A 19,039-nucleotide genomic window follows, 5' to 3' on the forward strand; every position below is an offset into this window, starting at 1 on the left:
TCAGGCTCCAACAACACTATCGAGTTCACGGTAATCAGGCAGGCTGCGGTCGATGACCTTGCCGCGGCGTAGCACCACGCGGTCGGACTGCGGACGGGAGAGGAATTCGCTCCAGCGGCGGGCGCTGAACAGCACCAGATCGGCCGGCCGGCCGACGGCGATACGGCCCATGTCGGGGCGCCCGGCAATGCCGGCCGGCGATGTCGTCACCACGCGCGCAGCGGTATCCAGAGGATGGTCGAGCTGCAGGATGCGCACCGCCTCGCGGAACACCTCGACGGCATCGAGATCGCCATAGGCATAAAAGGGATCGCGAGTATTGTCGGAGGCGACCGCGGTCTCGACACCGGCCGCGGCCAGCTCCTTGAGCAGCGTCACCCCGCGCCAGCGCGGCGTCCGGCCGGGGTAGCGGTCCTGAAGGTACACGTTGCACATCGGCAGCGAAATGATTGATATTCCAGCCTTTGCCACGAGATCGACGGTGCGCTTCGCAACCTCGTCTTCCTGCCGGGCGAGCGAGCAGCAATGGCCTGCCGTGACCTTGCCGGTGAAGCTGTTGCGCAGCACCGCCTCTGCGATCGCTCTTAGCGTCTCGGCTCCCGGATCATCGGTTTCATCGACATGCAGATCGACGTCGAGGCCATTGTCTGCGGCGGCGCGCAGCAGCGTGTCGAGTTGCCAAGCCAGGTCAGGCCCCATCTTCGGCACGCCGCCGAGCAATCCGCCGGTTCTGCGAATGATGGCGACCAGTTCGGCGAAATAGGCCTCGTTGACCATGTCGTCCATCGGAAACAGTGCCGCCGCCTGCAGCGCGATCTTGTCCTTCCAGGCATCGCGCACTTCGGCGAAGACCTCGAAGGAGATCAGGTGCTGCGGCGCCGGCGAATCCAGGTGGGTGCGGATCAGGCTGGTACCGTGGGCGTAGGCGGAGCGGAGAGAGAACTCCATGCGCTTGCGCACGTCCTCGGCATTCCAGTGTGTGGCGCGGTCGGTGCCGACGGCGGTCAGGGCGCCCATGAAGGTGCCGTCGGGATTGTTGTTACGCGCCCAGATATGGCCCTTGTCGAGATGGGTGTGGATATCGGCGAAGCACGGCCAGACCATGCCGTCGCGCAGGTCGGATTTCGCCAGTTCCTGCGGTGCGCTGCCGGGCGCCAGGATGGCCGAGACCACCCCGTCCTCGATCACCAGATCGGCGCGCACCAGGCCTTCGCCGGCGGCCATAGAATATCCCTCGACAGCGACCGCCGGCAGCATTGCGTTGCTGAGCACAAAACGGGCGGCATTGGGAGGGGACATGAAGGAATAGGTCATCAGTTTTCCCGCTTCAGGCTGCTCTCATGCCAGCGGTGCAGGCTGAGCCAGGAGATGAATGAGGTGATCGCGAAGATCGCCACGCCGAGCAGCGACAGCATCAGCAGTGCCGCAAACAGGCGAGGTATGTTCATACGGTATTGCGCCTCGAGCAGACGGAACGCGAGGCCGGAGCCGGCACCGGCCGAGCCCGCCGCGAACTCGGCGACGACAGCTGCAATCAGCGCCAGCCCGCCGCCGATGCGCAGGCCGGTCATGAAATAGGGTTGGGCGGCCGGCAGCTTCAGATAGAGCAGCGTCTGCCAGCGCGAGGCGCCATAGAGCTCGAACAGGTTTATCAGATTGTGATCTACGCTCTTCAGCCCCTGCACCATGTTGGACAGGATCGGGAAGAAGGCGACGAGGAAGGCGCAGATCAACAGCGCCACCTGTGTCGACGGCGCATAGATCAGGATCAGCGGCGAAATCGCCACGATCGGCGTCACCTGCAAGATCACCGCCAGCGGATAGAAGGCGATCTCGATCCAGCGAGACTGCACCAGGAAAACGGCAAAGCCGACGCCGCCGATGAGCGCCAGCGCTAGCGACAGGAAAGTGATCTTGGCGGTGACCCAGAGGGCAGGGGCGAGCGTGCCCCAGTCGTTGATGAAGGCCGCAGCCACGGCGGCAGGACCGGGGAGGATATAGGGCGGCACACCCGACAGCCTGACGTAGAGCCACCAGATGACGACAAGCACCGAGACGGTGACGAAGGGCACCGCGACACGCAGTGCGAGATCACGGCGTTTGGCCGCCAGCGGGTTCGGCATGTCGGGTGTGGGCACTTCAACCAGATCCGTGCTCATCGATCCTCCTTGGCGGCATTGATGGCACCGATCAGGGAGCGGGAGACGGTCTCGCACGCCTGCCGATATTCTTCCGAGGTGCGGTAATGCGCATCGCGCTTCAGGCTGGTGACGAGGGGCAGGTCCGCATGCACCCGGCCCGGCCGCGCCTTCATGACGACGATGCGGTTGGAGAGATAGGCGGATTCGAACACCGAATGGGTGACGAAGATCACCGTGATGCCGGTCTCCTTCCAGAGCCGCAGCACGTCGTCGTTCAGCTTCTGCCGGGTGATTTCGTCGAGCGCCGCGAACGGCTCGTCCATCAGGAGCAGCTTCGGCTTGGTCACCAGCGCCCGGGCAATCGAGACGCGCATCTTCATGCCGCCGGAGAGTTCGCGCGGATAGGCCTGTGAAAAATCCTGCAGGCCAACGGTCGAAAGCACGCGCATGACCTGCTCGCGCGCCGCACTTTTCGATATCCCACGCAGCTTCAGCGGCAGGTGCGCATTGTCGAAGACGTTCTTCCAAGGCATCAGCGTCGGCTCCTGGAACACGAAGCTGATATCTCCCTCCGGCAGGCCCTTGGAATTGATCCTCGAGCTCGGCCAATCGATCGTCCCCGACGAGACGTCGCCAAGCCCGGCAATGATCCGCAATGCCGTCGATTTTCCGCAGCCGGAAGGGCCGAGCAGGCTGATGAACTCGCCGCTCTTCACTGTCAGCGACATGCCGGATAAAGCGATCGTCCCGCTGGAGAAGACCTTGGACACGGATTGCATCGAGACTAGCGGCCTTTTGCGCGTTTCCTTCGTGGGCGCGGTCTGGGCTTCGGCTAAGGGCATCAATTGTCTCTTTTCATGAGAGGATCTGGCCCGCCGCCTTGGCGGCGAGCCATCTGCGCCGAAAAGGGCTACTTCTTCAGCGACATTCCCGTGCCCTTGCAGACATACTTTGTCGTGAACGCCTTTGTGTAGTCGGTCTCGGCCTTGAGGACCTTGATGCCGACCATCTCATCGAAGAACTTCTTGTAGTGCGCATCGGTGATGCAGCCGATGCCCTTGTCCAAAGCCTCGCCAGACTCGACAATCCCGTATTCCTTGATCTTGCCGATGGAATAGGCAATCTGGCCATCCGTCATTTCCGGATTGTCCTTCTTGATCAGATCGTTGGCTTTGCTGTTGTCGCCGTAGAGATAGGTGTACCATCCCTCGACCGAGGCATCGACGAAACGCTGGACCACGTCAGACTTGGTGTCGATCATCGTCTGCGTCGTGGTAATCATCGTGGAGTAGGGTGTGTAGCCATTGTCGGCGAGCAGGAACACCTTCGGTTCCCAGCCAGTCTGCTTCTGGATCTCGTAGGGCTCCGACGTCAGGTAGCCCTGCTGCGCCGAGGCCTTGTCGGTGATGAAGGGGCCCGGATTGAAATTGTAGGGCTTGTACTGCTCGTCCTTGAATCCCGTGTAGTTCGCCTTCATCCACTCGAAATAGGTAAGATAGCCGTCCTTGCCGAGGAACAGTGTGTTGAGCTTCGCCAGATCCTCGAACGTCTCGACGCCCGCATCCGGATGTGCGATCAGCACCTGCGGATCCTTCTGGAAGATAGCCGCGACATCGACGAGCGGAATGCCCTGTTCGACCGCCGTTAGCTCACCCTGGGCACCGCCCATGTAGAAATCGATCTTTCCGGAGATCAGCAGCGCCGAGTTGGCCGCATTCGGTCCGCCCTGGACGATCGTTACGTCAAGGCCGTGCTTGGCATAGGTACCGTCGGCAACCGCCTGGTAGAAGCCGCCGTGCTCTGCCTGGGCCAACCAGTTGGTGCCGTAGCTCACCTTATCGAGCGCGTAGCCTGGTGCCGTCGCCGAGACTGTGGCTCCGAGACCAACCATAGCGGTAAATGCCATATTCTTCAGTATATTGGACATGAGCGGCGTTCCCCTTTGAGGCCGTAGAGCGTCCTTGATACCGCTCCATTTATCTTATTTGAGCGGTTGCGTTGCTGTTTGAAAAGCATCAAAATTCGTGCACAACGATGCCTTTTCAGCATCTCACGGGGCGGCTGTTTCTAATTTGGGCGCCCCGCTTAAAATTCATGCAACGAGGACCCGATGCTGCATTCCAGAAAGCTTCAGTATATCGACGAGATCGCGCGCTCTGGCTCCATCCGCAAGGCTGCGGCACGCCTCAACGTGGCCTCATCGGCCATCAACCGGCAGATTCTGGCGCTGGAGGAAGAAATCGGCGCTCCGCTCTTCGAGCGCCTGCCGCGCGGGCTGAGGCTGACGGCGGCCGGGGAACTCTGCATCGAACATATCCGCGAGGTGCTGAAGAACTACGCCAGACTGGAGGGCCGTATCCGAAGCCTGAAGATGCAGCAGGCCGGCAAGGTGCGGTTGGTAACGACGGTAGGCATTGCATCGGGTCCGCTTGCCGAGATCATTACCCGCTTCCAGTCGGAGCATCCGCGCGTCTATTTCCAGATCAGGAACGACGCCGGCACGACCACGGTCAATCCGGTTCTGTCCGGCGAAGTCGATATCGGCCTAGGCTTCAACATTCCGGCCACGCCAGGCATACGCTCGCTCGGCAACTTCGACATCCCCATTGGCGTCGTGCTGCCGCCCGGCCATCGGCTGATCGGGGATGGCCCGATCAATCTTGCCGAGGTCGTCCAGGAACGGCTCGTTTTGGCCCAGCAAGGGACAAGCCTGCGGGACGTCATCAACCTGGCGCTGGCGCGACTGGATGTGCCGGTCGAACCGGTGCTGGAAAGCAACGCGTCAGAGATGCTGAAAAAGCTGGTAAAATGCGGGGCAGGGCTCGCCATGCTCAATCCGCTCGACGTGGTGACGGAATGCCGCGCGGGCGAACTGGTGTTCCGCCCGATCGCCGAGCCGCACACGAGGCATCAGCCGATGAAGCTCTTCGCCCGCGCCCGCGCCCCACTCGATGCGGCCACCAGCCTTTTCGTCGAGTATCTGCTCGCCGAGCTTGCGGGGCTCGTCAGGGAACTACAGGAAAAAGGCCACATCGCGCCGGACAAGCCGGCCGTGGCCTAAGCGCTTCGCCGAAGGCTTATTGAGAGGCGGGCGATCCGCAATAGAGATTGGCCAGCGGATAGCGCTTCAGATCGTAGAGCATCTCCACGAAGCCCTTGACCTGATGCCGGCAGATCGCTTCGCCTTTTTCGGCCGTGCCAAGCGACGCATCACCGACGACGCCGTTCGGGTTGAGATCATGGGCGATCCAGGCCAGCGAATGCGGCGGCAGCGGCTGGATGTATTTCGATTGCTCGCGCATCCATTCGGCCTTTGAGGTGAAATTCTCCGCCTTATCCATGCGCACCAGATCTGGCCGGAAATGCAGCATCAGAGACGTCTCCACTTCACCACCATGAATGCCGTACCGGGTTTCATGCTCGCTGATCATGCCGTCGGGATTGCCGAACCGACCCCATTGCGTCGACACCACCGCCATCTGGTAGCGCACGCGCAGTTCGCGCGCGACAATGCTCATGATGTCGACATTGCCGCCATGCGAGTTGACGATGACCATCTTGCGGATGCCAGCTTCAGCCACCTTGGCCCCGATATTGGTCCACACCTGAATCAGCAATTCGGCACTCAGAGACAGCGTGCCAGGGCCAAAGACATGCTCGTTGGCCTTGCCGATTTCCTGGGTCGGCAGCACAAGAGTGTCCAGATCGTTCTGCCGCTGGCGGCGCAGTTCGGCCAGCATGCCGCTGGCAATCGCCACGTCGGTCGCCACAGGCAGATGTGGGCCGTGCTGCTCGGTGGACGCGATCGGCAGGATGGCAATAGTCGTGTCAGCGGAAAGCTCGGCAAAATCAAAGGTGTTGAGCTCATTCCAGTAAAAGGGCGTCGCCATTGCCATGTTCCTTATCGCTGTGACTCACACAGTGACTATGGAATAATGCGGCATGCGAAAAGCATCAATTTGCGTCTGTGCCGATGCCTTTTTGAGGCAGCTAGGCGCTCGTGATGATCAGCGTAGTTGGCGCTCCGGACTGGCGACTAGCGCCAACCAAGCCGATTTAGCCCCGAACGGATGTCGCGTGTCGTTCCCGAATGCCGGCACCGATCGACGCTAATAACCCGACTTCAAGCCAGCCGAACTCAATGGCCACCAGCGGCTGCATGCGGGGCAAATTCAATCGCCCCGCCAGAACGTATAGTGGCGGCATGGAGCGGACGAGGCACACCTTCGGACGTTTCACGCTTGCGGTCGATCGCGGTATTCTGGTGCGCACAGCTCGTCGGTGGCAAAGGGCGAGGCTGTCACCAATGACACGTTGATGGCCGCCGCCTGAGGCAACGCGGCTGTTGAGGAAGGCAATCTCATTGTGCAGATGGCCGCCTTGCGCAAGGCCATCGCTGGCCTCGGGGCGGGCGGCGAGTTCATCCTCACCGTGCCGCGCATCGGATCCGCCTTCTCTCCGGCCAAGAAATCTCCGGCGAGACGCATGTAGCCATCCCGCGTCTTTCCTTGGCATCGTTCCAGAACCTCAGCGCCGATCCAGAACGGGCCAATTTTGCCGCGGGCATCGCTGCCGATATCATCGCCGGACTCAGCCGCTTCCGCAGTTTTGCCGTGGTCCGGCTACCGCAAGCGATCGAACGTTCGTCTGGGCCTGCGAAGGCCGCCGGCGCTGGCGATCTTGGCGTGCGCTATCTTTCGGAAGGCAGCATCCGCAAGGCTGGAAACCGCATTCGCATCGTCGCGCAACTGTCGAAGTCCCTGACACAGGATGTCGATCAGGGCGTTCCGGCCCGCGGCGTCGTCAAGTGCAAATTCTCACGAACTCGTGGTGCACTACGGCTATGCCTACTCTGGATGGCCCTCGGCCCCGGAATCAATGTTTTTGCTCGCGCTCGCACATTGACACATTCAGCGCGCGGCGCGTTTGTTTCGCCTGTTCCGACTCCGCTCAAGGCAGCTTGCAGGGCCTGTTAATGAGGGAACCGCTTTTCGCACTCCGCGGAATGTTTGCCGAGTGCAGCCGTATGCCTGCGCCTCAACCGATCTTTTCCACGATGGGCGGGATTTGTACAATGGTCAGGTCCGTGGCGCCGGAATCAATGATGGCGAACACCGCTTCCAGCATTTTGGGCACGTCCTGCCGCACCATTTCGATATGATCGCCCAGCATGGCCACGAACGGGTCCCAGTCGAAGCAGCCAAGCTGCGGCACCCGGTTGGCATAGTGACCGGAACGGCGGATCCAGCGCATGACGCCTTCCAGGGAAATGGTCGAGTTGACGAACATGCCGCGGGGCAGGTTGCTCGACCGCTCGGCAAGTTGTTTCATGGCATTTTCCGCCTTTTCGGGGGCATAGCCGCAAGTGAGCACGAGCGTCTCGTCGACCGCGACGCCAGCCTGTGCATGGGCATCCCGAAACCCCCGGACGCGCTCCATCGTGTTGTGGTCCGAGCCCCGACCGCCAACGAAGAGAAGGGGGGTCTTCTCGCCATATTCCTTCTCGCAATTGTTCAGAACGCGGCGCGTCAGCTCAAGGGCGCCTCCATAATTGTCGGAGATGACGGAGGGGGCGCGGAAGCCAGGTAGGTCGAGGTTGATGGTTCTCACCCCCGCGGCGGAGCACAGGTCCATGACGCGGTCCGGATCGGTGGCGCCTGTCGCGATCAGGCAGTCGACCTGATAGGACAGCATGGCGCGCGCTGCCTCCAGTTCAAGCGCTGGATCGCGCCGCGTGCAAGTGATGATCGGAAAGAGGCCACGTTCGCGGGCCAGTGCCTCGAACTGCTCGACGATCGAACCGAAATAGCGATTGTCATATTTCGGAACGATCATGCCGATGATCTTGGAACGGTCCCGGCGCAGCACGCTCGCCTGCATGTTGAGCGCATAGCCCTGTTCCTCGGCGAGCTTTGTGATCTTCTCGGCAAGCTTGGCGCTGATGCGGCGCTTCTTCCAGTTGCCGTTCAACACGGCGCTGACGGCACTGGCCGACGTGCCTGCCAATTCTGCCAGATCGTAGATGGTCGTCCTTTTCGTTTGGCTCGTTCGATTCACATTTCATCTCCGCTTTCGCGAGCCACCTTGACACCAATAGGGATAGGTGGCAATTCTTGCTTCATCGATTGAGCAAGCGTGCTTCATCGATGAAGTTACCTAAACAGCGAGGCTGACCCAAGGGAGGAGTCAGACACAGCACCGACGAACAGGGCGTCGCGGCGTGGCCGCAACGAACGATGATTCATGCGCCACGGAGGCGATGAGGACGTCGGTGCATGTCGCCTTTGGAGGCCTGAGGTCGCTGGCGAAAATCAACCGTGGAGGAAACCAATGAAGACGCTTACCTATCTGCTCGCATCGACCGGCCTTGTCCTGTCGCTCGGCAACGCTGCTTTTGGCCAGGATGCCGCGACTGTCGCCTTCCTGATGCCCGACCAGGCTTCAACCCGCTACGAGCAGCACGATTACCCAGGGTTCAAGGCCGAGATGGCGAAGCTTTGCCCTAGCTGCAAGGTGATCTACCAGAACGCCAACGCAGACGTCGCACTCCAGCAACAGCAGTTCAACTCGGTGATCGCGCAGGGTGCGAAGATCATCGTCCTCGATCCCGTCGATTCTGCCGCGGCCGCCGGGCTCGTCGAAATCGCCCAGTCGCAGGACGTCAAGGTCATCGCCTATGACCGCCCGATTCCGGCCAAGCCAGCCGACTATTACGTTTCGTTCGACAATGAAGGCATCGGCCGCGCTATCGCACAGTCGCTGGTCGATCACCTGAAGACCAAGGGCGTTGCGGACGGGTCCGGCGTATTGCAGATCAATGGCTCGCCGACCGATGCGGCCGCCGGCCTCATCCGCGACGGCATCGACTCCGCGCTTGACGCTTCACCCTACAAGACACTTGCCGAATACGACACGCCTGAATGGGCGCCGCCAAAGGCTCAGGAATGGACCGCCGGCCAGATTACCCGCTTCGGTGACCAGATTACGGGCATCGTAGCGGCGAACGACGGTACCGGCGGCGGGGCGATCGCGGCACTGAAGGCCGCCGGCGTCAAGGAAATGCCGCCGGTCACCGGCAATGACGCGACGATCGCAGCGCTCCAGCTCATCATCTCGGGCGACCAGTACAACACGATCTCCAAGCCCTCCGAAATCGTCGCCGCGGCCGCGGCCGGCGTGGCGGTGAAACTGCTCAAGGGCGAAACGCCCGAAGCAACCCACAAGCTCTATGAAACGCCGTCGCAGCTTTTCGTGCCGGCGGTTGTCACGGCGGAGAATATCAAGGCCGAAATCTTCGACAAGGGCATCAACAAGCCGGAAGAAATCTGCACCGGCGAGTATGTTGACGGTTGCCGCAAGCTCGGCATCATCAACTGAGCTGCCCATTGTGTCCGGCTGCGCCTTGCGGCCGGACAGCCCGATCAGTCGAAAGGTCACAAGGTCATGACGGCCACGCTTCAAAGTGTTCCCGACAAGGGAGACTCCGTGCTGCGTCTCAGCGGCGTATCGAAAAATTTCGGGGCCGTATCCGCACTGACGGATATCGAACTCTACGTGAAGGCCGGCGAAGTCGTAGCGCTCGTCGGCGACAACGGTGCGGGCAAGTCGACGCTGGTCAAGGTGCTCGCAGGTGTGCACCAGCCTTCGGCCGGTTCGATCGAATTTTGCGGGCAGACGGTGACGCTCGACAGTCCTGCGAAGGCGCTGGACCTTGGTATTGCCACCGTGTTTCAGGATCTCTCCCTCTGCGAAAACCTCGATGTCGTGGCGAACTTGTTCCTAGGCCATGAGATGTCACCCTGGGCACTGGACGAGGTCGCGATGGAAGTGCGCGCCTGGACACTCCTGCGTGAGCTTGCAGCGCGTATCCCCTCCGTCCGCGAGCCGATCGCCTCTCTGTCCGGCGGCCAGCGGCAGACCGTCGCCATTGCTCGCTCGCTGTTACTCAATCCGAAGCTCATCATGCTGGACGAGCCGACAGCGGCGCTCGGCGTGGCACAGACGGCCGAGGTCCTGAACCTCATCGAGCGCGTGAGGGATCGCGGCCTCGGCGTCATCATTATCAGCCACAACATGGAAGACGTGCGGGCCGTTGCCGATCGGATCGTCGTTTTGAGGCTCGGGCGGAACAACGGCATCTTCACGCCGGATTCTTCCAGCCAGGAGCTTGTCTCCGCCATCACGGGGGCGACAGATAATTCCGTCTCGCGGCGCCTCGACCGCAAAGCCGGCCACGGTGAGGAAACCAACGGGGGTGCCGCATGAGCCAGAATCCTTTAGACAAGGTCCAGTCGATGCTGGACCGCAGTGACGAGCGCGTGCGCCACGACGACAGCTTTGCCGGCATGGCAAAGGCCTTCATTGACCGTGTCCGTTCCGGCGATCTCGGCATGCTCCCGGTCGCCATCGGCCTCGTCGTCATCTCGGTCGTTTTCTCGGTGCTCAATCCGATCTTCCTCGCCCCCAACAATCTAGTGAACCTGCTCTTCGATTGCGCCACGGTGGGCGTCATCTCGCTTGGAATCATCTGCGTGCTCGTGCTCGGCGAAATCGATCTCTCCGTCGGCTCCATGAGCGGGCTTGCCTCCGCCATGGTAGGCGTGCTCTGGATTAATATGGGACTGCCGATCGTCGGCGCGATCCTCGCAGCGCTTTTCGTCGGCGCGGGCATCGGCCTGCTCTATGCCACGCTCTACAATCGTCTCGGCATGCCGAGCTTCATCGCCACGCTTGCCGGTCTGCTCGCTCTTCTTGGATTGCAGCTTTATATCCTTGGCCCGTCCGGGTCGATCAACCTGCCCTACGCGTCCTCTCTCGTTCGCTTCGGCCAGATCCTGATCATGCCGGACTGGCTTTCCCACGGGCTTGCATTTGTGCCGGGCCTTATCATGATCGGAAAGGGCGTGCGGACAAGGCGCCAGCGCCAGGCGGCAAACCTCTCCGCCCAGCCGCTGCGTGCCTTGATCCTGAAGGCGCTGGTCCTGACGGTCGCGCTTGAGGTCGCCGTCTTCTACCTCAATCTAGGCCGGGGAGTGCCGTGGATGTTCGCGCTCTTCGTGGCGCTCGCGGTGATCCTCAACTATGCGCTGACTCGCACGAAATGGGGCCGCTCAATGTTCGCCGTCGGCGGCAACAAGGAAGCCGCGCGCCGCTCCGGCATCAACGTGCGCCGCATCTATACGAGCGCCTTCGTACTCTGCTCGACACTCGCCGCACTTGGCGGCGTCCTCTCGGCCTCCCGGCTCGCCTCGTCGAGCCAGCAGGCCGGTACCGGCGACGTCAACCTCAACGCGATCGCGGCGGCGGTCATTGGTGGCACCAGCCTGTTCGGCGGACGCGGCAGCGCCTATTCGGCCCTGCTCGGGATCATCGTCATCCAGGCGATCTCGAACGGCCTGACGCTGCTGAACCTCAGCTCATCGCTGCGTTACATGATCACCGGCGGCGTTCTCGCGATCGCGGTCATCGTCGACTCTCTCGCTCGTCGCTCCCGTGTCAGCCACGGCCGCGCCTGACAGAAACCATTGAAAGGGAGTTTTAAAACCATGGCTGACCTCATGAAAGGCAAAGTTGCTGCCATCACGGGTGCCGCGTCCGGCATTGGCCTGGAATGCGCCCGCACCCTACTATCCGAGGGCGCGAAAGTGGTGCTCATCGACCGCGCCCAGGACAAACTGGAGCTGCTCTGCAAGGAACTGGGACCGAACGCTCTGCCGCTTGTCGTCGATCTGTTAAAGTCGTCCGACGTCTCCGGCATGCTGCCGCGCATACTCGACCTTGCCGGCGGGCTCGACATCTTCCACGCCAATGCCGGCGCCTATATCGGTGGTCAGGTGGCTGAGGGAGACCCGGATGCCTGGGACAGAATGCTGAACCTCAACATCAATGCGGCCTTCCGCTCGGTCCACGCGGTCCTGTCCTACATGATCGAGAAGAAGACAGGGGACATCCTGTTCACGAGCTCGATTGCCGGCGTCGTTCCCGTCGTCTGGGAGCCGATCTACACGGCCTCCAAATTCGCAGTTCAGGCCTTCGTGCACAGCACGCGCCGTCAGGTGGCGCAGCATGGCGTGCGTGTCGGCGCGGTCCTGCCGGGTCCGGTTGTGACCGCGCTGATCGACAACTGGCCCAAGGAGAAGATGGACGAGGCACTTGCCAATGGCAGCCTGATGCAGCCGAAGGAGGTCGCCGATGCCGTGCTCTTCATGCTGACGCGACCGCGCAACGTCACAATCCGAGACTTGGTTATCCTTCCGAACAGCGTCGATCTGTGAGGTGATAGCGGCGGGCGGCACAATGCCGCCTGCCAAGAACATTCCTGATTTGCAGGCGGTAGAATCATGAGCAACATTTCCTCCGCGCGCCCCGCGGGCGGCGATTGCTACCTTGTTGGCGTCGACGTCGGAACCGGAAGCGCCAGAGCCGGTCTCTTCGATTTGACCGGCCACATGCTGGCCTCTGCCAAGCGTGACATCTCGCTGTTTCGCGAGCCGGGCGCGATGGTCGAGCAGTCGAGTACGGAAATCTGGGCGGCCGTCTGTGCTTCGGTGCGTGATGCCATTGCCAAGGCGGGTGCGGCGCCCGAGAAGATTGCGGGCATCGGTTTCGACGCGACCTGCTCGCTGGTCGTGCTCGGCAAAGATGGCGCGTCGCTGCCCGTCGGTCCCTCGGAGGACGCCAAGCGCGATATCATCGTCTGGATGGATCACCGCGCCGTGGACCAGGTCGAGCGCATCAACGCCAGGGGCCATGAGGTGCTGCGCTATGTCGGCGGCCGAATTTCGCCGGAAATGGAAACACCAAAACTCCTCTGGCTGAAGGAAAACCGCCCGCAGGTTTTTGACGCCGCTTGGCAGTTCTTCGATCTCGCAGATTTCCTGACATGGCGCGCTACGGAGGATCTCGCCCGGTCTACCTGCACGGTCACCTGCAAGTGGACCTATCTCGCACATGAGAAGCGGTGGGACCCGAGCTACTTCCATGGCATCGGTCTGGGCGTACTCGCCGACGAGGATTTTGCGCGAATCGGCCAGCGCGTCGTCGAGCCCGGCACGCCGCTCGGCAACGGACTGACAGCGTGCGCGGCGGCTGACCTCGGCCTCGTTGCGGGCACGCCAGTGGCAGCCGGCATGATTGATGCCCATGCGGGCGGGATTGGGACTGTGGGCGTAGATGGCCCACCGGAAAGCAATCTCGGATATGTCTTCGGCACGTCGTCCTGCACGATGACCTCGACCCATGCGCCGGTGTTCGTGCCGGGCGTCTGGGGGCCGTATTTTTCCGCCATGGTACCGGGCATGTGGCTGAATGAGGGTGGCCAGTCAGCGGCGGGTGCTGCCATCGACCAACTCCTGTCCTTCCATCCGGCGGCAAACGAAGCCGCAGCGCTGGCGAAGTCGCGGGGTCTTTCCCTGCCAGTACTACTTGCTAACCTGGCGGCAGAAAACGCCAAAACACTTTCCTCTGTGGCGGAACGTGCGGACGGCTTGCACGTCGTGCCGGAATTCCTCGGCAACCGGGCGCCCTTTGCTGATCCGCATGCCCGCGCTGCCGTTGTCGGTCTTGGCATGGATCGCGATCTCGACAATCTTGTCTCACTGTACATCGCAGGTCTGTGCGGCATCGGCTATGGCCTTCGTCAAATCATTGATGCCCAAGCGGCGGCCGGAGCGCCGATCGACAAGATCGTGATTAGCGGCGGCGCCGGCCAGCTCGACCTGGTCCGCCAGCTTCTTGCCGATGCTACGGGAAAACCTCTGCTGGCGACGCGCGCGGAGGAGCCTGTCCTGCTCGGCGCTGCTATCCTCGGCAGCGTTGCCGGCGGCGTCTTCCCGGACGTGCGCTCGGCAATGGCGGCCCTTTCGACGACTGATCACACCTATCAGCCCGAGGGAGGCGAAACCGCTGCCCTGCATGCCAAGCGGTACGATGCGTTCAAGCGGCTGCAAGCTCTGGCGCGCGAAATCCGTTTGAGTTAGACGGGGCATGGGCTGTCACGTCTGGACGGCGCCTTCATGCACGAACCCGGTTCGCGGGAGGGCGCGCGCGGTGAGGTTGGCGTGATTATCTAAAGTTTTAGGCAGGTTGTTGGTGTTGCCTGACCATGGAGTTCCCTTCAAAGAGATCGCTAAAATCGACGTTGTCGAGCCGTTGGTTGGCACCGGCACCGGTCAGGAGATCGTTCCGTGGAGGCCGTGTCTGACGCTCTGGTCAACCGTCTCGTCGAGGATGGTGTCCTGCCTGGCCTCGATGCCGCGATCGAGGAATATGGCAAGCTTAGCGAGCAGGAGCGATCCGAGGACGAGCCTGCGGCCGCAGTAGCCGCACAGTCAAGTCAGGAGCGATGAACCCGAGTGGCTCATCAAGAGGCAGAGAATATCACCATGAAAAGTGCGGCCCAGAGTAAGGCCGAGGGGAGGGACGACGGTTCCGGGACTCACTAAGACGCAAGCAGCGAGTAAATCAGGACAACGACGGCCCAGAAGCCAACCATTGCCAGCGCCATGGCGGCAACCAGAACCCTTGTCACGACAAAACTCCACGACTGTTGCACGGGACCAATACGTAGCCCAGCGGTGAAATTATTGTATCGGGCCATGGTCTGATCGCGCTGCACCGTCATGCCAATGTCGTGACGGTTGGCCATGCTTCGGCTTGGACCGGCTCAATCGATGTAGATGAAATCGACTTTGTCGACGTCGCTTTCCGTGATGATTTTTCGCTCCACGGCAATCCGACGCGCTTCATACAACTGGTCGGCAAGTACCCGACCGGTAGACTTCACTGTTACTCGGCCAATCACATGGCTGATCCTTCCTCGCTCGCAGATCTTGAACTCCGTTTTCATCTGAGCCTCCGGCCATCAAGATAGGTACCATAATGCAATTCACCGACGCTGTAACGGTCGCGGGTACGCGCCGGACCGGAGACGGGTATCTTGTCGCCGACGCCCGCATCGCGCGTACGGCATTCAGGTCTATCTCGGCACTGAGGTCGGTGACGAATGATCACATACGGCCCTACTTCTCTTTCAGACCCAATATCTCGACGAGCTTCGTGGCTAGCGCTCCGCGCGTCTTTTCACCGAGCTTTTCGAGATTCATCTGCTTGAACTTCACCGCCGGTAGGTCCGCCGCTCCCACTACTCCCAGCTTGTCCCAATCCGGCTCTCCCTTCTTGAATCCGACCAAGAATTCCCGGTGCTCCCGTGGCATGTCGTCGATGAGGGTCTCGATCAACCGCGCCCGCGCCACGTGAAGTTCTTCCAGCGGAACCGCTGCCTCGGTCATGCCGTCGAAGTTCTTTTGATGAGAAAATTTCTGGATTTCTGGCAGCAGACGCTCGACGGGCCGCTGCATTCGATCGGTTATTCGCACAAACGGCTCATCGGCCCCAACAAATGGCGGCAGATCGCTAGGGAATTCCACCTGCACTGACGCTTCAAGGGTAGTCGCGCCGCGGAGCACCTCGGCACTGGCTCCCGGGTCAATTAAGGGCGTCGAGGAAGGCATTTTGGACGTCCGCAGCTTGTGCGGACTCCCTAGTTGAACCCAGCAGCAGCAGCAACTGGACACCGCTACCCCAGGTTATCCGCCAAAAAACGGCCGAGAAACTTTGCTTCGTTGGACAAACTTGCCCGACCTTTGACCAATGCCATCTCGGACGCGGGCTGATCATCAAAGCCATCTGTTGGCCCGAGCTGCCGGTGTTCGGAAAGCACTGCATCGGACGGCAACAGACTGATCCCCAGACCGGAAGCGACCGCTGCCTGCACCCCCATCAGTCCCTGGCTGGTGTAGGCAATGCGCCAACGACGACCGCTGCGCTCGATCGCACGGATGGCGCGATCCCGATAGATACATCCGACGGGAAACACCGCGAGTGGCACCGGATCCGTCTCGACCGACCGGGTGGCGCTTTCCACCCAAAACAGGTCTTCCTTCCAGCTCGCGAGACAGGCCCCGTCTCCCGGCTCGCGCTTGATCAGCGCGAGATCGATCTCGCCCGTATCCAGCAGACGGCGAAGCTCGGTGCTCCAGCCGCTTACCGTGTCGAGCCTGATATGAGGCGATGAGGCCGAAAATCCCGACAGCAGGTCGATCAGGCGCCGCCCGGCAAAATCCTCCGGCACGCCAAGCCGAACGGTCCGCGGCGCGAGTGGTTTGCGCATCACCTCGGCAGCTTCCTCGGCCGTCGCTAGTATTCTCCGGGCATAGCTCAGCAACAGTTCACCGGCTTCGGTCGTCTCGACAGTTCCGGTCGATTTATCCCGGCGCAACAGCGAGGTGCCGAAATTGACCTCCAGCTTCTTGATCTGTTGGCTCACCGTCGATTGCGTGAGGTGCACGCGCTCGGCCGCCTTGGTGAAGCCGCTGCAATCGACCACTGCGGCAAACGTTCTAAGGAGATCTAAATCGAAGCCAAAGCTCATTTGTTTCTTTAATGAAGAATACAGGAAGATTTAATTTCCCACTGACATCCGGTTTTGTCAATGTGCGGAAAACGAAGGAGACGAGACATGACGCTTGCCGGTCCCAAGCCCGCCTGGCTGACTTTCGATTGCTACGGAACCCTGATCCAATGGGATGAGGGGCTGCTTGCGGCAATGGACAGGATACTGTCCGCAAAAGGTGGCAATATCGATCAGAAGGCCTTCATCGCGGTCTATGACCGCCATGAACATGCGCTGGAAGAAGAGCGCCCTCACCGAGCTTTTGCCGAAGTCAGTGCCCTTGCCCTGGAACGGGCCATGGTTGAATTCGGCCTGCCGTTCGCGCTTGCGGATGCCGAAATCCTCACATCCTCCATCGGCAAGATGCCGCCGTTTCCGGAAGTCGTGGCAACGCTGGAAAGGTTGAAGGCAGCGGGCTTCCGCCTTGCGATCGTCTCGAACACCGACGACGCGATCATTGCCGGTAATGTTGCCCAGCTTGGCGGTTTTATCGACCGCGTCATCACTGCCGAACAGGCTGGTGCCTACAAGCCTTCCAGCCAGATCTTCCACCATGCCTGGAAAAGTCTCGAAATCGGTATGGACGACCTAGTGCATATCTGTGCCAGTCCGCATCTCGATCTTGCCGCGGCGCGGGAACTTGGCTTTCGTGCCGTTTGGGTCGATCGTGGCACGGGCCGCAAACCACTCGCTGACTACCGCCCGAATAAAATCGTCCCGACGCTCGACAAGGTGCCCGCCATCCTTGCCGCTACAGGCTGGATGGAGCAATAAGGAGAAAAGCATGGCGCATGAATTGAATGTTTCGAAGACGAACCACACAATTCGGCACAATCTTCCGCTGGATAGCGAGGAGATCTGGCAGGCACGGCGCGATCTTGCCGCTTGCCTTCGCATGGCGGCCCGTCTTGGCCTTGAAGAGGGGATCTGCAATCATTTCTCGGCCGTCGTGCCCGGTCATCACGACCTTTTCATTGTCAACCGCCTCGGCTGGGCCTTTCAAGAGGCGACCGCCTCGTCGCTGCTGATTTGTGATTTCGAGGGCAATGTGATTGACGGTGATGGCGTTCCGGAGGCGACCGCCTTTTACATCCATGCGCGACTGCACAAGATGGCCCCGCGAGTGGGGGCTGCGTTTCACACCCATATGCCGAACGCCACCGCGCTCAGCATGGTGGAAGGCGAACCGCTCGTCTGGGCAGGACAGACGGCGCTCAAGTTCTACGGCCGTGTCGCGGTCGACGAGAATTACAACGGTCTCGCGCTTGACGAAAGAGAGGGCGACAGGATCGCAGCAGCCCTCGGCGACAAGGATATCCTGTTCATGAAAAACCACGGCGTGATGATCTGTGCACCCAATATTGCCGAAGCCTGGGATGATCTCTACTATCTCGAACGTGCTGCCGAAGTTCAGTTGAAGGCAATGGGTTCAGGCCGCAAACTTCTGCCAGTCTTGCCTGCTGTCGCGGCGGAAGCGGCGCGGCAGATGCGGGAAGGGGACCCTGATAGTGCCCGGTTGCATCTGGAAAGCATCCGGCGGGTGCTCGATCGGCAGGCTCCGGAATACCGAGATTGAGCAGATAGGATGGGTGACGCGTTTCGGAGCTCACCTTTCTCTATATTCCACACGTCAGGACGTGCCTTCCAGCAAGGGCTGATCAGGAAGGGTCCTGTGCTTGGACTGAAAGACGAACACCTCGGCCTCGTCTTCGCGTTCAATAATCTCGACCGCATCAACGCCTAGGTCATTGCCTCCGTCAACGACCTTCTCCGGGAACTCTGACCCTGTCGCGTTGATTTGCCGCGGATTCTATCCTCCGCAAAGATTCGTGTAAGAAGAGCCTTGGCAATATCGCCAGAAAACACTGGTTATTGCTGTTGATCGAGGGTGAAAGATTCCGGCGGCCCAACTTCTCGCTAGTGCCTTTCGAGGTCTTACCGGAGGTCGGACCGACAAAGATCAGAATAGTGATCGAGGAGCGCAGAGCGGTTTTCTCAGTCGACAATTTTACCAAGATCGACGGTGATGACCTCAAGGCACTTTTCATCGAGTTGAACTTCGAGGACTACAGAAAGAAGCGAACCGATCGATCAATGCCAAAGTCTTCGAAAGGCTATTCCGATCTTGCTGACAGTCAGAAGATGGCAATCGTGGGGGACATCGACCCTGAACTCGTTTCCAAGAATTCGTCGCTTGCCGCTGCGCCGTACTACGACATAGCCATCTACGGCAGGGCGCCTAGGATCGACAGCGATCCGATCAACGAGGGATTCGCTTCGTGGCTGAAGGAGAGGACGATCATCTCGTCATTCGGGCCAACGTTATTCAGCGGCGGCATCCGGATCAGCACATTCCGGAAAGAACGCACGGTGGAGTAGAAGAGCGGGTGGATCGCTGAGGGCATTATGCGGCCCCAAGTCGAGCACCTTGGAATGCCTCCTTCAC

At 60.8% G+C, this 19,039-nt stretch carries 21 protein-coding genes and 2 pseudogenes; 13 read left to right on the forward strand and 10 right to left on the reverse strand.

Features of this window, described 5'->3' with window-relative positions; genetic code table 11:
• From AC1D2R_RS23815 to AC1D2R_RS23830, 4 genes are all read right to left on the reverse strand, one after another.
• A complete protein-coding gene (locus tag AC1D2R_RS23815; RefSeq protein WP_477971125.1) occupies positions 1 to 1,314 on the reverse strand; it encodes a cytosine deaminase in 1,314 nt (437 codons plus the stop codon).
• Complete coding sequence (locus tag AC1D2R_RS23820; RefSeq protein ID WP_477971126.1) at positions 1,314 to 2,159, reverse strand: ABC transporter permease; 846 nt, start codon at positions 2,157 to 2,159, stop codon at positions 1,314 to 1,316. The genes AC1D2R_RS23815 and AC1D2R_RS23820 overlap by 1 nt, the downstream gene beginning before the upstream one ends.
• Positions 2,156 to 2,983: an ABC transporter ATP-binding protein gene (locus AC1D2R_RS23825; RefSeq protein WP_477971128.1), complete on the reverse strand. Its 828-nt coding sequence runs from the start codon at positions 2,981 to 2,983 to the stop codon at positions 2,156 to 2,158. Before AC1D2R_RS23825 ends, AC1D2R_RS23820 begins: the two co-directional genes overlap by 4 nt.
• 68 nt (positions 2,984 to 3,051) lie before the next feature.
• A complete protein-coding gene (locus AC1D2R_RS23830) occupies positions 3,052 to 4,068 on the reverse strand; it encodes an ABC transporter substrate-binding protein (RefSeq protein WP_477971130.1) in 1,017 nt (338 codons plus the stop codon).
• Between the two features lie 183 nt (positions 4,069 to 4,251).
• On the opposite strand from AC1D2R_RS23830, the gene AC1D2R_RS23835 reads away from it, so the two are divergent.
• On the forward strand, positions 4,252 to 5,202 hold the full coding sequence (locus AC1D2R_RS23835) for a LysR family transcriptional regulator (RefSeq protein WP_477971132.1): 951 nt from the start codon (positions 4,252 to 4,254) through the stop codon (positions 5,200 to 5,202).
• Positions 5,203 to 5,218: 16 nt separating this feature from the next.
• Here the strand turns inward: AC1D2R_RS23835 and AC1D2R_RS23840 are convergent, their stop codons facing one another.
• Entirely contained in the window at positions 5,219 to 6,031 is an 813-nt protein-coding gene (locus AC1D2R_RS23840; protein ID WP_477971134.1) for a creatininase family protein, read from the reverse strand.
• Between the two features lie 618 nt (positions 6,032 to 6,649).
• Here AC1D2R_RS23840 and AC1D2R_RS23845 point away from each other — a divergent pair.
• On the forward strand, positions 6,650 to 7,117 hold the full coding sequence (locus AC1D2R_RS23845; RefSeq protein ID WP_477971136.1) for a hypothetical protein: 468 nt from the start codon (positions 6,650 to 6,652) through the stop codon (positions 7,115 to 7,117).
• 61 nt (positions 7,118 to 7,178) lie between these two features.
• Here the strand turns inward: AC1D2R_RS23845 and AC1D2R_RS23850 are convergent, their stop codons facing one another.
• Positions 7,179 to 8,198 carry a LacI family DNA-binding transcriptional regulator gene (locus tag AC1D2R_RS23850; protein ID WP_477971137.1) on the reverse strand — a complete coding sequence of 340 codons (1,020 nt, stop codon included), beginning with the start codon at positions 8,196 to 8,198 and terminating at the stop codon, positions 7,179 to 7,181.
• 273 nt (positions 8,199 to 8,471) lie between these two features.
• On the opposite strand from AC1D2R_RS23850, the gene AC1D2R_RS23855 reads away from it, so the two are divergent.
• The 6 genes from AC1D2R_RS23855 to AC1D2R_RS23880 all read left to right on the forward strand — a co-directional run bounded on the left by AC1D2R_RS23855 (position 8,472) and on the right by AC1D2R_RS23880 (position 14,488).
• Positions 8,472 to 9,518, forward strand: a complete 1,047-nt coding sequence (locus AC1D2R_RS23855; RefSeq protein WP_477971139.1) for an ABC transporter substrate-binding protein — start codon at positions 8,472 to 8,474, stop codon at positions 9,516 to 9,518.
• 66 nt (positions 9,519 to 9,584) lie between these two features.
• A complete protein-coding gene (locus AC1D2R_RS23860) occupies positions 9,585 to 10,406 on the forward strand; it encodes an ATP-binding cassette domain-containing protein (protein ID WP_477971141.1) in 822 nt (273 codons plus the stop codon).
• Positions 10,403 to 11,656: a sugar ABC transporter permease gene (locus AC1D2R_RS23865; protein ID WP_477971143.1), complete on the forward strand. Its 1,254-nt coding sequence runs from the start codon at positions 10,403 to 10,405 to the stop codon at positions 11,654 to 11,656. The genes AC1D2R_RS23860 and AC1D2R_RS23865 overlap by 4 nt, the downstream gene beginning before the upstream one ends.
• Positions 11,657 to 11,686: 30 nt before the next feature.
• The gene (locus AC1D2R_RS23870; RefSeq protein WP_477971145.1) at positions 11,687 to 12,415 is read left to right on the forward strand and encodes an SDR family oxidoreductase; all 729 of its coding nucleotides are present in this window, start codon (positions 11,687 to 11,689) and stop codon (positions 12,413 to 12,415) included.
• A 66-nt stretch (positions 12,416 to 12,481) separates the two neighbouring features.
• A complete protein-coding gene (locus tag AC1D2R_RS23875) occupies positions 12,482 to 14,119 on the forward strand; it encodes an FGGY-family carbohydrate kinase (RefSeq protein WP_477971147.1) in 1,638 nt (545 codons plus the stop codon).
• 207 nt (positions 14,120 to 14,326) lie between these two features.
• Positions 14,327 to 14,488, forward strand: coding sequence for a hypothetical protein (locus AC1D2R_RS23880; RefSeq protein WP_477971149.1), 162 nt, complete (start codon positions 14,327 to 14,329; stop codon positions 14,486 to 14,488).
• A 92-nt stretch (positions 14,489 to 14,580) separates the two neighbouring features.
• On the opposite strand, the gene AC1D2R_RS23885 is transcribed toward AC1D2R_RS23880, so the two are convergent.
• Both AC1D2R_RS23885 and AC1D2R_RS23890 read right to left on the reverse strand, forming a co-directional pair.
• Positions 14,581 to 14,787 (reverse strand): hypothetical protein, encoded by a 207-nt coding sequence (locus AC1D2R_RS23885; RefSeq protein ID WP_477971151.1) that lies wholly within the window; start codon positions 14,785 to 14,787, stop codon positions 14,581 to 14,583.
• A gap of 18 nt (positions 14,788 to 14,805) precedes the next feature.
• Entirely contained in the window at positions 14,806 to 14,988 is a 183-nt protein-coding gene (locus AC1D2R_RS23890; RefSeq protein ID WP_477971153.1) for a hypothetical protein, read from the reverse strand.
• 32 nt (positions 14,989 to 15,020) lie between these two features.
• Here AC1D2R_RS23890 and AC1D2R_RS23895 point away from each other — a divergent pair.
• Positions 15,021 to 15,139 (forward strand): annotated as a pseudogene (locus tag AC1D2R_RS23895) (DUF2213 domain-containing protein); the annotation flags it as partial.
• A 21-nt stretch (positions 15,140 to 15,160) separates the two neighbouring features.
• Here the strand turns inward: AC1D2R_RS23895 and AC1D2R_RS23900 are convergent.
• A complete protein-coding gene (locus tag AC1D2R_RS23900) occupies positions 15,161 to 15,430 on the reverse strand; it encodes a hypothetical protein (protein ID WP_477971155.1) in 270 nt (89 codons plus the stop codon).
• An 18-nt stretch (positions 15,431 to 15,448) separates the two neighbouring features.
• Between AC1D2R_RS23900 and AC1D2R_RS23905 the strand changes: the two are divergent.
• Positions 15,449 to 15,577: pseudogene (locus tag AC1D2R_RS23905) on the forward strand (aspartate-semialdehyde dehydrogenase); the annotation flags it as partial.
• Positions 15,578 to 15,717: 140 nt separating this feature from the next.
• Here AC1D2R_RS23905 and AC1D2R_RS23910 read toward each other — a convergent pair.
• Positions 15,718 to 16,572, reverse strand: coding sequence for a LysR substrate-binding domain-containing protein (locus tag AC1D2R_RS23910; RefSeq protein ID WP_477971157.1), 855 nt, complete (start codon positions 16,570 to 16,572; stop codon positions 15,718 to 15,720).
• A gap of 87 nt (positions 16,573 to 16,659) precedes the next feature.
• Between AC1D2R_RS23910 and AC1D2R_RS23915 the strand changes: the two genes are divergently transcribed.
• The 3 genes from AC1D2R_RS23915 (at position 16,660) to AC1D2R_RS23925 (ending at position 18,972) form a co-directional block, all read left to right on the forward strand.
• Positions 16,660 to 17,367, forward strand: a complete 708-nt coding sequence (locus AC1D2R_RS23915; protein ID WP_477971159.1) for a haloacid dehalogenase type II — start codon at positions 16,660 to 16,662, stop codon at positions 17,365 to 17,367.
• Between the two features lie 10 nt (positions 17,368 to 17,377).
• Positions 17,378 to 18,169, forward strand: coding sequence for an aldolase (locus AC1D2R_RS23920; protein WP_477971161.1), 792 nt, complete (start codon positions 17,378 to 17,380; stop codon positions 18,167 to 18,169).
• Positions 18,170 to 18,561: 392 nt separating this feature from the next.
• The gene (locus AC1D2R_RS23925) at positions 18,562 to 18,972 is read left to right on the forward strand and encodes a hypothetical protein (protein ID WP_477971163.1); all 411 of its coding nucleotides are present in this window, start codon (positions 18,562 to 18,564) and stop codon (positions 18,970 to 18,972) included.
• Positions 18,973 to 19,039 lie beyond the last annotated feature (67 nt).

This window comes from Rhizobium sp. P1_C7 (assembly GCF_056406295.1).